Source organism: Paraburkholderia sp. BL27I4N3, from assembly GCF_003386115.1.
Taxonomy (GTDB): Bacteria; Pseudomonadota; Gammaproteobacteria; order Burkholderiales; family Burkholderiaceae; genus Paraburkholderia.
This window is the reverse complement of the sequence record NZ_QREJ01000001.1, coordinates 1,005,900-1,020,042: the sequence shown is the minus strand read 5'-3', so window position 1 is coordinate 1,020,042 and position 14,143 is coordinate 1,005,900. Positions and strand designations below refer to the sequence as shown.

The following is a 14,143-nucleotide window of genomic DNA, read 5'->3' as shown; positions in this document are numbered from 1 at the left end:
CGCTTTCGATCTGCGCTCACGCCAAGCTTGCGGGATCGACCTTGCCGCCTTCAATCACAAAGTGCGCGGCATCAACACCCCTCGCGAAGAACCTCCAATCCTCGGATCCTTCGATTCGATCTGGAACGATGACAAGGCACAGCCCTCCCGAAAGCGCGAGTTCCAGGCCGCCGGCTTCACTCGCAGAGACCGCCTCGACTACAGTCGGACCGTTCTGGACCAACAGCTCGCGCAGACGGTCAGCGGTGGCGCACGCCTCTTTGTCAGAGCCGCAAAGATCTTGCCGGGTTGCCACGGTGTTCCCTGCGCGCTCGAGCCGCCACGCGCATTGCACGTGAAGCGCCCACTGGCCCACATGTTTCGGTACTCCCTTGAAGTTCTTGACTTCCCTGAGCGGCCCAATTCCGAGAGTCAGCATGTTTGCGGCGCGGTTTACGTCGCTTAGGTCCAGACCACGGAGCGCCAATAAGCGCCGTTCAATTTCTTTTCGAGTATCTAACATCGGAACATCCCTGTTTCAAATTCCACCTATATCATCACAGGTTAAACATATCCTTCGCGCGTTCCATTATTTCGTGGAATCCCAGCCCTTCCCCGGAAATTTCATCGTGAAGCTGGCGAATCTGCCTTGGGTTAAGGCGCAGGATTCTCGCAATGTCGTCTGTCTGCTTGTTCTGTGCCTGGTTATTGGCTGGTGTTCCGGCGAGTGCTGGGCTGCTCGCGAAGACCAGTGAGCCGCTTCCGGTCTCATCCGGGATGATGCCAGCGAGTTGAGCCGAGGTCGTCGACGCAAACTGTGCAAGCGTTGCACTCGTCAGCGCGAATGTAGTGCCACATGAGAATCCCGACGCGCTCGTGTACTGCAGCCGGATATCGCCATGCCGGAGACGTCGACGGTCATTCCGTGGTTTCCGGTGCCGACCGACTGGATCGTCGCGGTCGTTGCGCTGGTGAAATCCGCGACGGTTCTGTGGTGTTCTGAAACGGCACCTGGAGGTCAGCCGGAAGTCAGTACCCGGCCGGCTCGATAGCGGTACGAGCGTGCCGAGGAAGTTCAGGATGTACGGCGCGTCCTGCCCTGCGAAGAAAACCCCGAACGGCCCCTGCACGATGCTGCGCGGCGCGATGCATCCGGTCGTCAGCGTGATGTAGTTTTCGGACAGATTGCTCGTCGCAGGGTCGCCCGTGATCTGCCAGATCTGCGACTGCTTAAACACCACCAGCGCCCCGATCACGCCGGCAGAAGTCATCTGGATCGGCAGACCGGACTGGGCGATGACCGGCGTCGTATCGCCCACCGTCACGGACTGCGACGCGTTCGTGCGGGTGGTCGGCACCAGCACATCGCTGAACTGCATACGCATTCCAGAGCCTGACGAACGGCATCACTTACGCGAATCTCGCGAAGGCCGGCGCGAACACCGTGCTCGGCAACTTCACAGGTTCAACCGCAAACGTGACTGCGTTCAGCATGCCGTCTTGCGGCAGTGCGAACAGCGCCCCGCTTGACCATGTAGCGGTGCGTCAGCACGATCTGCCCTGACGATTGCGGATATCGACATTCGATTTCATCACGCTCCGCGCGCCAATAAATATCCTAGTGCAGCCTCGGGGCTCCGAGGCCCAATTCACGTTCGGAGATTGAAAGTGGCGAACACGAAGAAGACGTCGCAAAGTAAGCGCGCGGAAATGATCGCGCTGATCGGGCAGTACCCTGGCATCACCTCCGCGGACATCGCGCAGCGGCTTGGACTGGAAAGCTCGAACAAGGTCGGCCCGGCGCTCTGGACTGCAATCAAAGGCGGCCGCATTTTGACCGAACGAGTTGAGCGCAACGGCCGATGGATGAACAAACACTACCTGCCCGACCAGGTCCCGCCGGATGCTGTTACTCGAGTACACCAGCGGATTGTTGACGCCTCGGAAGTAATCCCGCCTCCCGGTGCGTTATCGGCGCCGACAAGTGTCTTCAACGGACCGAGAAAGTCACCCAAACGCAAGTGGCCGGTGCACCATAGAGCCGCCAGCGGCAGCAAGGTCATCGATGTCCAAACACCTGCACCTAAAAGCGCATCTCGTTTTGCTTGCGCGATTACCAGCAGTGGGAACTTGGTTCTCATGCGCGCCGGCGAGATCCAGTTTTCGCTGTCGGACGCTGAGGCAGCGACACTCCAGAGTTACCTGGTGAAGCGGGCCGCGGCGAACCTGTTTGCGAGCATGGCCTAAACGTGAACGCCGGCATAGGATCGCCGGCGCAGTTCTAAGGGCGGTCACTGAGCAAGCATCCGAAACTTGATCATGCTTGCATTATTGTCAAGCAGAGAATAGGATGCAAGCATATGAACGGTCGGAGTGCTTGCATGGAAAGCGGGAAGAAGAAGCCGGTTGCGGCAAAGAAGGCAGTAGGCCGGGCTAAGGGAGGTGTCGCTAGGGCGGCGTCCTTGTCTGATTCGAAGCGCAAGGAAATTGCCAAAAAGGCAGCGATCGCGCGGTGGGGACAAAAACCTCCAGAGGCCACCCACAAAGGTAGCTTCAAGGACGAGTTCGGCATCGATGTCGACTGCTATGTGCTCAACGACGCGCAAAAAACGGCCGTCATCAGTCAGCGCGGGATGGGGTTGGCTCTTGGGTTAAAGGATACGAGTGGTCAAGCGTTTCCTCGTTTTGCGCAGGGTAAGGTGATTGCTCAGACCCTGGGGGTCGATCTCCTCGAAAACATCTCTAACCCGTTGATTTTTAAAGACCCAACCGCGGTGGTCAGCGCGCCAGAACATAAAGTTCACGGCTATGACGTGACCGTGTTGATCGACGTATGCAAAGCGGTCGTGAAAGCCGAAGCAGACGGCAAACTGCTTAGCAGTCAGACGCACATAGCGAAGCAGGCTCATGTGATCCTGAATGCCTCAGCAAAGGCCGGCATCAAAGGTCTGGTCTACGCCCTATCTGGCTATGACGCCACACGCGAAGAGATCATCACCGCATTTAAGCTGTACGTGCAACAAGAGGCGAAGGAGTACGAAAAAGAATTTCCGCCGCAGTTGTACAACGAATGGTACAAGCTCTACCAATTGCCCAAATTCGAACGTGGCCGACCGTGGGAATTTAAGAAGCTGACGTTGGCGCACGTTTACTCCCCCCTAGCGCGAAGCAACGGAAAACTGCTGGAGTTGATACAGGTAAACAAAGCCAAAAGTGGCGACCGAACCAAAAAACTTCACCAGTTTTTGTCGGAAATCGGCACCCGCGCGCTCCGGACACATCTCGGCCAACTTTTGGGGATCGCCCGTATTTCTAAATCGAAGGCTGAGTACGAGAGACACGTTCGCACTCTCTTCGGCGACCAGCGGGAATTTGATTTTGACAAGGAATAGTCTCAACGAGCGAGCCAGCGCCAGCCTGCTCTGCTACCTCGTCGTCGCCGAGCTTGTCGCGATGGCACGCACTGGCGAATGGCTGCGCACCGACCACCTGGTCGAATCAGGACGCATCTAGTGCAAGGCAGATGGAGCGCGCTCGGGCAGATAGCTGCTGAGCTGGCGCCGCAGGTGATGGAGACGTTCGGACTTACGCGGGAGCGCTCGCTGGCGCCACTCTTCGTGGACGGCTGGATGCTCGACTACGCGTCGCCAGTGGTTTGCGGCATCCATCGGTGTGCGCGGCACGGTTAGCTCCGCGCCAATGAAAAACCCCGCTCGGGGCGGGGCTTCAGAAACGATGTTTGATGCCGGCCTGCGCCATCCAATGCCTGCCGGCTCCATAATCAAGAGCCTGGTGCGGGCGCTGCGAGCTGCCCGACGTCAAATGGCTCGGCGAGGCTAGCAAAAATGTTGGCGAGATCGAGGTAGTTCAACTTCCCCTCTGCGAGGTCGACCATGATCTCTTCAAGCGCCTGTGTGCGCTTTATCAGGAAGCCCTCAAGCAGGAGGTAGGTCAGCGCTGACACTAGGCCGGTGCGCTTGTTTGCGTCCGTGAATGCATGCCCTCTGGCGATGGCCTCGGCGTACATGCCAGCGATCTCGAAGACGTCGACGAGGTTCTCATACGCTTTCTTGCTCTCAATACGACCAAGGGCGCCTTCGAGGGCGCCCTTGTTCATGCCCTTAACGCCGGGCTCGCGATCAAGGATGAAGTCGTGGATAACCACGACCATCGTGATATTGAGATTCACCGATTCGCGAGAGCCTGAATCACGTCATGATGACGTTCATAGACGCTCTGAGCGGCGCGCAAGATTGCATTTCGGCCATCTACGGAGGTCGTTGTAATTTTTACCTTCGGTTCTTGCGTCCGGTTGCGGGCTTTTACTTCGACTCCGTGGATGATCCCAGTTTTTCCTTTGGTTTCAGTCATATAGGGCTCCATCGGGGTTGTGTTACAGGTGTTGACGGCATTCTACACAGAAAACTTGAATCAGACCGCCACGTCTAACCTATTGCATAGCCACAGTCAATGAGACTACGCATCGATCGCTCCAAGCTCTGTGCGTCAACACACATCAGATAAGGCCAATGTGCTCATTAGCAATGCCTCCGTCAAGTGAGAGTATGTAACACAGGGTTGCGCGCACGACACAACAATCGATCCGAAACGCGGACGGATATCACAATCTCGCCGCAATCTGCTCTGACGTCTCGCGGTAGTAATGCTCCATCAGTATCTTCAGGTTTTTGATCCCGCTGATGCGTGAGAGCGTGAGCACGTCGACCTTTTTGGAAAGGCGTGTAAGCGCTTCGCCACGGCTGTCATGAAACGTCAGATTCGCGATGCCTAGCGCAATCTTCGCCTTCCGGAACAGGGCAGACAACGAGTCGGCCGAAACCGAAAAACACTTCTCCCGATGCTCGACGGCCCGCAACAGGCGCAGCGCCAGCCGCGGTAACGGGATCTACCTCGGCCGCTTTGTCAGATATTGCATCTTGTGCCGCACCTCGGCGACGCCAGTCCTCATGTTGAGTGTCCCCTTGCCGAGGCCAAGCAGTTCCTTTGCCCGCATGCCACTGCGCGGCGCCACCAGATAGGCAAGCGCGACCTCCTGACTCTTCGTTACCGGTTCCTGGCCTGTCCGGTAGCCTAGCCAGCGGACGATCGGCCGTATCTCCTTCCACGGGTCTGGCCGACGTTCCCGCGGAGGACCGTTGGGCGGTGACGCCACATCCGTGAACGTATTCTCATCGATCCGCTTCCACTCCCTGCGCGCAATCGTGAAGACGTTCCGGTAAAGGTTCATCTCGCGCTGCACCGTGCTCGCTTTGACGGGACGCGCTATTGTGCCTTCCGGACGGATAAATCCTTTGAGACGAATCTCACGCCAGTCAGCCCACATCGGCGCGTCGGCGTCCGCCAGCCGCCGTCCGGAAAATTCCGGGACATCGCGTACGAACATCTTCAGTCGGTTCCGCTCCCACTTCGAGCCCTCCTTTGTTGCCGATACCTTCCGACCGTATTCCTCGAACGCATCGGCGACAGTACGGTCCTTGATGGCCGCCCGTTGCCGTCGCTCGACTGCCCGCTTCTTCTCCGCCGACGGATCGAGACCGGGGCGCAGTGCGTCCTTTATTTCCTCCCGCACCTTGCGCGCTGCAAGCAACGATACTGCCGGGTAGACACCCAGCACGGCCCGTCTTTCCTTGCCGTCGATCCGGTATTTCAGACGCCAATATTTGGAGCCGTTCGGCATCACTTCGAGAAACATGCCCTAGCCGTCTGCGAGCTTGTAGGACTTGTCCCGCGGCTTTGCAGATCGCGCCGCTAGATCAGTAAGGGGCATGAACGTTTGGGGGCATCGGAGACACCCCAATCAGGAAAATGTGCCCACAAACATGCCCCCAATATGACTGCGTGTCAACGGGAACTCTTGGTGAAGTATGGGCGACGATTTACCGCAAACCCTTAACGTAGCGGGTTTTTTGATAGATGCCAGGAAACGTTGGGAAGTGACTTGGTGCCGGGGATCGGACTCGAACCGACAAGCCGTGAGGCGGCGGATTTTAAGTCCGCTATGTTTACCAATTTCATCACCCCGGCGGGCGTCGAAACGCGTGTGGACGCGAATTCTACCATTGCCCGCCGGGCGTACCAAACCGCCCGCCGACGCTCCGCCCGTCTCAAGTTCCACACGCCGCAACCGCAAATACCGGCGTCATCCTCAAGTCACAAATCTTCCCGATAATCCGCTCACGAAAACGTTTACATCCCGAGCGGAAACCCATGATCCCGACGATCAAAGATGTCGCTGCGCACGCCGGCTTCTCCATCGCCACCGTGTCGCGCGCGATCAACGCGCCGCACACCGTCAACCCGGTCACGCTGGACAAGGTGCGTCGGTCCATCGACGCCCTGAACTTCCGCCCGAGCCCGCTCGGCCGGCAATTGCGCGGCGAACGCACGCGCCTGATCGGCGTGGTCCTGCCGACGCTCGCCAATCCCGTGTTCGCCGAGTGCCTGCAAGGCATCGACGAACTGGCGTCGGCGCAAGGCTACCGGCTCATGCTGATGACCACGCAGTACGACGCCGACCGCGAACGCCATGCCATCGAAACGCTGCGCGAACACCGCGTCGAAGGCCTGATCCTGACTGTCGCCGACGCCGACACGCACCCGCTGCTCGACGAACTCGACCGCGCGGGGCTGCTCTACGTGCTGATGCATAACGACACGGTGCGTCGTCCGTCGGTCTCGGTCGACAATCGTCTGGCCGCCTACGACGGCGTGCGCATGCTGATCGCGCACGGCCATCGCCGCATCCTCATGCTCGCCGGCACGCTGGCCGCCTCGGATCGTGCCCGTCAGCGGCATCTCGGCTACTCGCAGGCCATGCAGCAAGCCGGCCTCACGCCGGCGCCCGCGCTCGAAGTCGACTTCAACGCGGAAGAACTGGCGCCCTCGGTGCTCGCTCATCTGACGAGCGGCCCGAACCGCCCGAGCGCCCTCTTCTGCAGTAACGATCTGCTGGCGATGGTGGTCATGCGCGGCCTGCGCCGCGCGCGTCTGCAGATTCCGCACGACATGTCGATTCTCGGCTTCGACGGCCTCGCAATGGGCGAGCTGCTGTCGCCCGCGCTCGCCAGCATCTGCGCGCCGAATCGCGAAATCGGCTGCGCGGCCTGGCGGCGTTTGCTGGCGCGCGTCACCGGCACTCACAAAGCGTTGAGCGAAACCTCGCTCAGGCTGACCTTGCCGCACAGCTTGCGCCAGGGCGCCACGATAGCGGCGATTTCGAGCCGTGACGACGCAACGCCCGCGCGTACGTCCCTATCCGCCGAGCGGCCGATCGCCTGAAGCGCGAGGCAAAGCGCCATTGGCTAACGCGCGTGAAATGCATCCACGCGTGCCGGCATGAAAACGTTTAACCCGCTGTCCCGCAACACGACTTTGAGTCACCCACCCCAAAACCCGAACCACCCGCTCCCTTCTTCTCCAGGAGACCCGCAGTGATCCGCTCTGCCAGCCATTTCGCTTCGCCCATCAAACCGCTCAGACCGCTCTGGCGCCACCTCACGCGCCGCATAGCCGCCGCGCTGTCGGCCGGCACGGTGGTCGCCGCCGCGCTCGTCGCGCTCGCACCGCAAGCAGCGCACGCCGACGAAACCGCGATCTGCTACAACTGCCCGCCCGAATGGGCCGACTGGGCGAGTCAGATCAAGGCGATCCAGCAAAAGACCGGCATTCGCGTGCCGTTCGACAACAAGAACTCCGGCCAGTCGATCGCGCAACTCATGGCCGAGCAGAAGAGCCCGGTCGCCGACGTCGTGTATCTCGGCGTTTCGTCGGCCTTCCAGGCGAAGGACAAGGGCTTGATCCAGCCATACAAGCCCGCGCATTGGGACGACATTCCCGCCAATCAGAAAGACCCGCAAGGCTACTGGTTCTCGATTCACTCGGGCACGCTGGGCTTTTTCGTCAACAAGGACGCACTTGAAGGCAAGCCGGTGCCGCGCTCGTGGGCGGATCTGCTCAAGCCTGAGTACAAAGGCATGATCGGCTATCTCGATCCGTCGAGCGCATTCGTCGGCTATGCAGGCGCGGTGGCGGTGAACCAGGCGCTCGGTGGCACGCTCGATAACTTCGAACCGGGCCTCGACTGGTTTCGCAAGCTGAAGGCCAACGCGCCGATCGTGCCGAAGCAGACCGCTTACGCGCGCGTGATGTCCGGTGAAATTCCCATCCTGCTCGACTACGATTTCGACGCATACCGCGCGAAATACAAGGATCACGCGAACGTCGAATTCGTGATTCCGAAGGAAGGCACGATCTCGGTGCCGTACGTGATGAGCCTCGTCAAAGGCGCGCCGCACGAAGCAAACGGCAAGAAGGTGCTCGACTTCGTGCTCTCCGACGAAGGCCAGAAGCTGTGGGCCGACGCCTACCTGCGTCCGGTGCGCCCGAATGCGATGAGCCCCGAAACCGCCGCGAAATTCCTGCCGGCCAGCGACTATGCGCGCGCCAAGCCGGTCGACTTCGGCAAGATGGCCGAAAAGCAGTCGAGCTTCGGCGAGCGTTATCTGCAGGTGATGCATTGAACGACATCACGTTTCCGCTGCGCTGGCGCATCGCGTTGCTCGCGCCGGCGCTGGCAGTGTTCATCGCCTTCTGGCTGCTGCCGATGGGCGCGCTCGCGCAGCTGAGCGGCGACGGCCACGCGTTCGCCACCTATCGCGCGATGCTGACGAATCCGCGCTACATGTCGAGTCTCGGCGCGACCGTGCTGTTGTCCGCGGCGGTCACGGCGGCGACGCTGGTGCTCTCGGTGATCGCGGGTCTGCTGCTGGCGCGGCGCGAGTTTCCTCTGAAACGCACGCTGCTTGCGTTGCTCACGTTTCCGCTGGCGTTCCCGGGCGTGGTGGTCGGCTTCATGGTCATCATGCTCGCGGGACGCCAGGGACTGATCGGCGCGCTCTCGCTGAAACTCACGGGCGAGCGCTGGGTGTTCGCGTATTCGATGAGCGGCCTCTTTCTCGGCTATCTGTACTTCTCGATTCCGCGCGTGATCGTCACCGTCATGGCCTCGGCGACCAAGCTCGATGCATCGCTTGAAGAAGCCGCGCGTTCGCTCGGCGCGTCGCCGTGGCGCATCACGCGCGACATCGTGTTGCCCGCGCTCTCGCCCGGCCTGATCGCGGCGGGCGCCGTGTGCTTCGCGACCGCGATGGGCGCATTCGGCACCGCGTTCACGCTCGCCACCGACATCGACGTGCTGCCGATGACCATCTACACCGAGTTCACCCTCAACGCGAACATGGTGACGGCCGCGGGACTTTCGATCGTGCTCGGCATCGTGACGTGGGCCGTGCTGGCGCTGGCGCGCAGCGTGAGCGGCTCGGCCGTGGCGGCAAGCGCATGAACGGCGTTTCCGAACCGGGCGCGTCCAAAGCGGAGAATCGTACTTCAATGAGTTCAATCACTACCTCTCTACAACCACCCGTCAAACCGCGTTCACGCGTGCGCTGGCCGGACGCAAGAACGTGGCTGGCAACCGGCCAATGGCTCGTCACGCTGCTGCTGTGCGCGTTCCTGATTGTGCCGGTCGTCATGTCGATCATGGCGGGCCTGACGGTCAACTACTTCAAGGGCGTGTCGAGCGGACTCACGCTGCGCTGGCTCGGCGAAGTGTGGACGCAGTATCACAGCTCGGTGTTTCTCTCGCTCGAAGTGGCAGCGGCCACCTTGCTCATCACGCTGCTGACCGGTGTACCCGCGGGCTATGTGCTCGCGCGCAGCAAGACGCGGCTCTCGCGCATCATCGAAGAGTTCCTGGTGCTGCCGATCGCGCTGCCCGGTCTCGCGTCCGCGCTCGCGCTGCTGGTGGTCTACGGCGGCTTCACGATGTTCCGCATGAGCGTGGCGTTCATCGTGGTCGGGCACGTGGTGTTCACGCTGCCCTTCATGGTGCGCGCGGTCGCGGCAGTCTGCGCGAGCAGCGATCTGCGCACGCTCGAGGAAGGCGCGGCGAGTCTCGGCGCGAGCTTCTTTCAGCGCTTCGTGACGATCGTGCTGCCGAACGCGCGGCCCGGCATCGTGGCCGGCGCGCTGGCGGTGCTGACGCTTTCGATCGGCGAATTCAACCTCACCTGGATGCTGCACACGCCCGATACCAAGACGCTGCCGGTAGGTCTCGCCGACACTTACGCGTCGTTGCGCATCGAGATCGGCAGCGCCTACACGATTCTCTTTTTCATCATGACGATGCCTCTGCTCGTCGCGATGCAATGGCTCGGCGTCGATGCGACCGGCCAGCGCAGCGCGGCGAAAAAACGCATCGCAGCACCTCCTTCGAAGTCCATCAAGCCATGAAACTCGCTTCCGTTCCCATCACGCTGACGCAATGCGCGAAAACGTTTCGCGGCACACGTGTGCTCGAACCGCTCGACCTGCATATCGACGCCGGCGAAACGCTCGTGCTGCTCGGCCCGTCCGGCTGCGGCAAAACCACGACGCTGCGCATGATCGCGGGTCTGGAGACACCGGACGCCGGCGGCCGCATCGCGTTCGGCGACGACGACGTCACCGCACTGCCGATCGAAAAGCGCCAGGTCGGCATGGTGTTCCAGAGCTACGCGCTGTTTCCGAATCTGACGGTGCGCGGCAACATCAGCTACGGTTTGAAGATCAAGCGCGTGCCCGCTGAGACGGCACGGCAACGCGTCGACGAATTGCTCGGCATGATGCGTCTCACGGCGCACGCCGATAAGCCGATCGATCAGCTTTCCGGCGGCCAGCGTCAACGGGTGGCGCTCGCTCGCGCGCTCGCCGTGCAGCCGCGCGTGCTGCTGCTCGACGAACCCTTGACCGCCCTCGACGCTCGTTTGCGCGACACCTTGCGCAGCGAAATGAACACGTTGTTGCGCGATCTGGGCATCACGACCGTCTACGTCACGCACGATCAGGCCGAAGCGATGGAACTGGGCGACCGCATCGTCGTGATGAGCGCAGGACGCATCGAACAGATCGGCTCGCCGCGCGAGATCTACTACCGTCCGGCCAACCGGACGGTTGCGCAGTTCGTCGGCACGATCAACCGGCTTGCGGGCGAGCGGCGCGACGGCATGCTGAGTACCACCGGCGGCGCCGTGCCGCTGCCCGCGGGCTCCGTGCATGCGAACTCGGCGCACGAGATTTTCTTCCGCCCGGAAGACGCTTATCTGGCCGATCCGGCTCACGCGCAATTGCGTGGACATATTGAAAGCACCGCGTTTCTCGGCGAGCGTACGCGCCTGACGATCGGCGGCGCCGCGCCGGACGCATTGCTGATCGACGTAGCCGGCCGCGTGGAATTGGCGCGCGGCACGCCGGTCGGCATTTCCATCGCGCAGGACGCGCTGATTGCGCTATCGTAACGAAGCCGCGCTGTTTTCGCTGTTTTCATAGCGCGCTATAAAAAGGACATCCCCCATGCTGCTGGCTCAAATTAGCGACCTGCATATCAAACGGCCCGGCGCGCTCGCTTATCGGCGCGTCGACACTGGCGCCTATCTCGCACGCTGCGTCGCCGCCCTCAATGCGCTCGAGCCGCGTCCCGACGCGGTGATCATGACCGGCGACCTCGTCGATCAGGGTGATCCGGAACAGTACGAATACCTGAAGACGCTGCTCGCGCCGCTTGAGATTCCCTACTTCATGCTGGTCGGCAATCACGACGAACGTGCTGCCTTGCGCGCCGCGTTTCCCGATCGCAAGGAATTGCAAAACGGTGGCGAATTCGTGCAATACGCCGTCGATGTCGGTCCATTGCGGATCATCGCGCTCGATTCGATGGTGCCGGGACAAAGCGCCGGCCATCTATGCGATGCGCGGCTCGCGTGGCTCGCCACGCAACTCGATGCGGCCCAGGGCAAGCCGACGGTGGTCGCGTTGCATCATCCGCCGTTTGTGTGCGGCATCGGGCATATGGACGAACTGCGGCTCGATCCCGCTGCCGCAGGCAAACTCGCTGCGTTGATCGCGCGTTATCCGAACGTGGAGCGGGTGATCTGCGGGCATGTGCACCGGCCCATGTTCGCGCGATTCGGCGGCACGATCGCCTCCGCGGTGCCGGCGCCCGCGCATCAGGTCGCGCTTGATCTGCGCGAGGATGCGCCGTCCGCATTCATGATGGAACCGCCCGCGTATGCGCTGCATCACTACGATCCGGCGACCGGCATCGTCACGCATCACGCGTATGTGGAAAAAGCCGACGGCCCGTATCCTTTCTATGAGCCCGAAGGCGATCTGATCGACTGACGCGTGCGGGTCAGGCGTCGACGAAAGTCTCACGAACGCGCCGGGACAGCCTGAAATACGGAATCCCGAGCGCGGCCGCCACGACAGCCTGAATGAAGCCGTCGTACGGAATCGCGATGTCGATACCAATCGCGTGCGTGATGTTATCGCCGAGCAGATACGCGATGGTGCGCAGCACGACGATCCCCAGCAGCCACGCCTGAACGTGCGTGGTAAAACGCGGCGACTTGCGCCATGCGAGCAGCCCCAGCCAGCCCGTCCCCGCGACGATGAACATGCCCGTGAGCACGTCGCAGCCCACCATCACGATCACGGCGCGATACCAGCCGTGTGTTTCGGGCCGCGCGAACACGGCCAGCACTTCCCATTCGAGCATCAGCTTGAGCGGATCGCGCATCGCGATCGCGGTGTAGAGCGCCCACGCCGCCAGGCAAATCAAGGCGACGAGCAGCGAGCCGCCGATGCGTCGAGGTTCGTGTTTCGTGATCGAGGTCATGGAGTCGTTCTTGTAAAGCGTCGGTCGGTTAAGGCGCGCCGATTTTACGAACGTAAGCCGAAACTCCGTCTCATTTTGTCGGCAAGGCGTTGTGACGCCGCTGCGCGAGCGGGCCGCTCCGCCTCGCCGCCGTCAGCACGATCCGCCGTGCTCCGGTATGATCGGCACGCTTGAGGACCGTGCATGGGCCGGTCCGTCGACTGCGCCCTCTCATGTCCACTTCCAACGCGTCTACTCCCGCTTCCGCCGACCGGTCGTTGCGCGGTCTGCTGTTTTTGCTCGCCACCATCGCCGGTGTCTCGGTTGCGAACATCTATTACAACCAGCCGCTGCTCGACGACTTTCGCCAATCGTTTCCGCGCAGCGCGTCGTGGGTCGGCGCGGTGCCGGCCGTCACGCAACTCGGCTACGCGGCCGGCATGCTGCTGCTTGCGCCGCTCGGCGACCGTTTCGACCGGCGCCGTCTGATCCTCTTGCAGATCGCCGCCATTTGCGTCGCGCTGGTCGTGGCCGCCGCGGCACCGACCCTGACCGTGCTGATCGTCGCGAGTCTGGCGATCGGCGTGCTCGCCACCATCGCGCAGCAAGCGGTGCCGTTCGCGGCGGAAATCGCGCCGCCGTCCGAACGCGGCCACGCGGTCGGCACGGTGATGAGCGGTTTGCTGCTGGGGATTCTGCTGGCGCGAACGGCGTCGGGCGTGATCGCCGAATATTTCGGCTGGCGCGCGGTGTTCGGCGCGTCCGTGGTCGCGCTGCTGGTGCTGGCGGTCGTCATCATGATGCGCCTGCCGAAGAGTCAGCCGACTTCCACGCTGCCCTACGGCAAGCTGCTGGTGTCGATGTGGCATCTGATCGTCGAGCATCGTGAATTGCGTGAAGCCTCGCTCACCGGCGCGGCGCTGTTCGCGGCATTCAGTATCTTCTGGTCGGTGCTGGCCTTGCTGCTGGCCGGCGCGCCGTTTCATCTCGGGCCGCAGGCGGCCGGGCTATTCGGTATCGTCGGCGCGGCAGGCGCGATGGCCGCGCCGCTCGCCGGCAAGTTTTCCGATCGACGCGGGCCGCGCGCGATCATCACCCTGTCTATCGTGCTGGTGGCGATTTCGTTCGTCGTATTCGGCGTATCGGCGAAGAGCATCGCGGGATTGGTGGTCGGCGTGATCATTCTGGATATCGGCGTGCAGGCCGCGCAGATTTCCAATCAGTCGCGCATCTACGCGCTCAAGCCGGACGCGCGCAGCCGCGTCAATACGGTGTACATGGTGGCGTATTTCATCGGCGGAGCACTCGGCTCCGGTGTCGGCGCAGTGGTGTGGCCGGCGTTCGGGTGGATCGGTGTGAGCGTGGCCGGGATCGTGTTCGCGGGGCTGGCGGCGTGGAATCATCTGGCGCTTCCCGCACGCGCGGCGAGCTAGTCCGCTATCTGCGCGGCGC

General features: G+C 61.9%; 17 protein-coding genes and 1 tRNA gene. 10 read left to right on the top strand and 8 right to left on the bottom strand.

Annotated elements, in window-relative coordinates:
* Positions 1 to 16 precede the first annotated feature (16 nt).
* Both B0G71_RS04685 and B0G71_RS41240 read right to left on the bottom strand, forming a co-directional pair.
* Positions 17 to 502 (bottom strand): hypothetical protein, encoded by a 486-nt coding sequence (locus tag B0G71_RS04685; protein ID WP_116140057.1) that lies wholly within the window; start codon positions 500 to 502, stop codon positions 17 to 19.
* Positions 503 to 536: 34 nt separating this feature from the next.
* Positions 537 to 1,358, bottom strand: coding sequence for a hypothetical protein (locus B0G71_RS41240; RefSeq protein ID WP_181916712.1), 822 nt, complete (start codon positions 1,356 to 1,358; stop codon positions 537 to 539).
* Between the two features lie 289 nt (positions 1,359 to 1,647).
* Between B0G71_RS41240 and B0G71_RS04675 the strand changes: the two genes are divergently transcribed.
* The 3 genes from B0G71_RS04675 (at position 1,648) to B0G71_RS41235 (ending at position 3,668) form a co-directional block, all read left to right on the top strand.
* On the top strand, positions 1,648 to 2,226 hold the full coding sequence (locus B0G71_RS04675; protein ID WP_116140055.1) for a hypothetical protein: 579 nt from the start codon (positions 1,648 to 1,650) through the stop codon (positions 2,224 to 2,226).
* A gap of 134 nt (positions 2,227 to 2,360) precedes the next feature.
* On the top strand, positions 2,361 to 3,371 hold the full coding sequence (locus tag B0G71_RS04670; RefSeq protein ID WP_116140053.1) for a P63C domain-containing protein: 1,011 nt from the start codon (positions 2,361 to 2,363) through the stop codon (positions 3,369 to 3,371).
* A gap of 120 nt (positions 3,372 to 3,491) precedes the next feature.
* Entirely contained in the window at positions 3,492 to 3,668 is a 177-nt protein-coding gene (locus tag B0G71_RS41235) for a hypothetical protein (RefSeq protein WP_181916711.1), read from the top strand.
* A gap of 92 nt (positions 3,669 to 3,760) precedes the next feature.
* On the opposite strand, the gene B0G71_RS04665 is transcribed toward B0G71_RS41235, so the two are convergent.
* The 5 genes from B0G71_RS04665 to B0G71_RS04650 all read right to left on the bottom strand — a co-directional run bounded on the left by B0G71_RS04665 (position 3,761) and on the right by B0G71_RS04650 (position 6,024).
* The gene (locus B0G71_RS04665) at positions 3,761 to 4,168 is read right to left on the bottom strand and encodes a type II toxin-antitoxin system death-on-curing family toxin (RefSeq protein WP_258875484.1); all 408 of its coding nucleotides are present in this window, start codon (positions 4,166 to 4,168) and stop codon (positions 3,761 to 3,763) included.
* On the bottom strand, positions 4,165 to 4,350 hold the full coding sequence (locus tag B0G71_RS40880; RefSeq protein ID WP_147308648.1) for a hypothetical protein: 186 nt from the start codon (positions 4,348 to 4,350) through the stop codon (positions 4,165 to 4,167). The genes B0G71_RS04665 and B0G71_RS40880 overlap by 4 nt, the downstream gene beginning before the upstream one ends.
* Before the next feature lie 250 nt (positions 4,351 to 4,600).
* Complete coding sequence (locus tag B0G71_RS04660) at positions 4,601 to 4,855, bottom strand: hypothetical protein (protein WP_116140051.1); 255 nt, start codon at positions 4,853 to 4,855, stop codon at positions 4,601 to 4,603.
* A gap of 30 nt (positions 4,856 to 4,885) precedes the next feature.
* Complete coding sequence (locus tag B0G71_RS04655; RefSeq protein WP_258875483.1) at positions 4,886 to 5,692, bottom strand: integrase family protein; 807 nt, start codon at positions 5,690 to 5,692, stop codon at positions 4,886 to 4,888.
* A gap of 247 nt (positions 5,693 to 5,939) precedes the next feature.
* Positions 5,940 to 6,024, bottom strand: a tRNA-Leu gene (locus tag B0G71_RS04650).
* A gap of 183 nt (positions 6,025 to 6,207) precedes the next feature.
* On the opposite strand from B0G71_RS04650, the gene B0G71_RS04645 reads away from it, so the two are divergent.
* The 6 genes from B0G71_RS04645 to B0G71_RS04620 all read left to right on the top strand — a co-directional run bounded on the left by B0G71_RS04645 (position 6,208) and on the right by B0G71_RS04620 (position 12,216).
* Positions 6,208 to 7,278: a LacI family DNA-binding transcriptional regulator gene (locus B0G71_RS04645; protein ID WP_116140049.1), complete on the top strand. Its 1,071-nt coding sequence runs from the start codon at positions 6,208 to 6,210 to the stop codon at positions 7,276 to 7,278.
* A 152-nt stretch (positions 7,279 to 7,430) separates the two neighbouring features.
* Positions 7,431 to 8,519 carry an ABC transporter substrate-binding protein gene (locus tag B0G71_RS04640; protein ID WP_116140047.1) on the top strand — a complete coding sequence of 363 codons (1,089 nt, stop codon included), beginning with the start codon at positions 7,431 to 7,433 and terminating at the stop codon, positions 8,517 to 8,519.
* A complete protein-coding gene (locus B0G71_RS04635; protein WP_106279350.1) occupies positions 8,516 to 9,340 on the top strand; it encodes an ABC transporter permease in 825 nt (274 codons plus the stop codon). Before B0G71_RS04640 ends, B0G71_RS04635 begins: the two co-directional genes overlap by 4 nt.
* 47 nt (positions 9,341 to 9,387) lie before the next feature.
* A complete protein-coding gene (locus tag B0G71_RS04630) occupies positions 9,388 to 10,290 on the top strand; it encodes an ABC transporter permease (protein ID WP_116148322.1) in 903 nt (300 codons plus the stop codon).
* On the top strand, positions 10,287 to 11,333 hold the full coding sequence (locus B0G71_RS04625) for an ABC transporter ATP-binding protein (protein WP_116140045.1): 1,047 nt from the start codon (positions 10,287 to 10,289) through the stop codon (positions 11,331 to 11,333). Before B0G71_RS04630 ends, B0G71_RS04625 begins: the two co-directional genes overlap by 4 nt.
* Before the next feature lie 55 nt (positions 11,334 to 11,388).
* Positions 11,389 to 12,216, top strand: coding sequence for a phosphodiesterase (locus B0G71_RS04620; RefSeq protein WP_116140043.1), 828 nt, complete (start codon positions 11,389 to 11,391; stop codon positions 12,214 to 12,216).
* 10 nt (positions 12,217 to 12,226) lie between these two features.
* On the opposite strand, the gene B0G71_RS04615 is transcribed toward B0G71_RS04620, so the two are convergent.
* Complete coding sequence (locus tag B0G71_RS04615; protein WP_116140041.1) at positions 12,227 to 12,712, bottom strand: DUF2569 domain-containing protein; 486 nt, start codon at positions 12,710 to 12,712, stop codon at positions 12,227 to 12,229.
* Positions 12,713 to 12,924: 212 nt separating this feature from the next.
* Between B0G71_RS04615 and B0G71_RS04610 the strand changes: the two genes are divergently transcribed.
* Entirely contained in the window at positions 12,925 to 14,124 is a 1,200-nt protein-coding gene (locus tag B0G71_RS04610) for an MFS transporter (RefSeq protein WP_116140039.1), read from the top strand.
* The last annotated feature ends 19 nt before the right edge of the window (positions 14,125 to 14,143 follow it).

What these genes read in the sequence shown, in the direction of transcription:
- B0G71_RS04620 (WP_116140043.1), top strand. Translation starts at nt 11,389, where the DNA reads ATGCTGCTGGCTCAAATTAGCGACCTGCATATCAAACGGCCCGGCGCG.
- B0G71_RS04670 (WP_116140053.1), top strand. Translation starts at nt 2,361, where the DNA reads ATGGAAAGCGGGAAGAAGAAGCCGGTTGCGGCAAAGAAGGCAGTAGGC.
- B0G71_RS41240 (WP_181916712.1), bottom strand. Translation starts at nt 1,358, where the DNA reads ATGCAGTTCAGCGATGTGCTGGTGCCGACCACCCGCACGAACGCGTCG.
- B0G71_RS04610 (WP_116140039.1), top strand. Translation starts at nt 12,925, where the DNA reads ATGTCCACTTCCAACGCGTCTACTCCCGCTTCCGCCGACCGGTCGTTG.
- B0G71_RS04630 (WP_116148322.1), top strand. Translation starts at nt 9,388, where the DNA reads ATGAGTTCAATCACTACCTCTCTACAACCACCCGTCAAACCGCGTTCA.
- B0G71_RS04645 (WP_116140049.1), top strand. Translation starts at nt 6,208, where the DNA reads ATGATCCCGACGATCAAAGATGTCGCTGCGCACGCCGGCTTCTCCATC.
- B0G71_RS04685 (WP_116140057.1), bottom strand. Translation starts at nt 502, where the DNA reads ATGTTAGATACTCGAAAAGAAATTGAACGGCGCTTATTGGCGCTCCGT.
- B0G71_RS40880 (WP_147308648.1), bottom strand. Translation starts at nt 4,350, where the DNA reads ATGACTGAAACCAAAGGAAAAACTGGGATCATCCACGGAGTCGAAGTA.
- B0G71_RS04625 (WP_116140045.1), top strand. Translation starts at nt 10,287, where the DNA reads ATGAAACTCGCTTCCGTTCCCATCACGCTGACGCAATGCGCGAAAACG.
- B0G71_RS04655 (WP_258875483.1), bottom strand. Translation starts at nt 5,692, where the DNA reads ATGTTTCTCGAAGTGATGCCGAACGGCTCCAAATATTGGCGTCTGAAA.
- B0G71_RS04615 (WP_116140041.1), bottom strand. Translation starts at nt 12,712, where the DNA reads ATGACCTCGATCACGAAACACGAACCTCGACGCATCGGCGGCTCGCTG.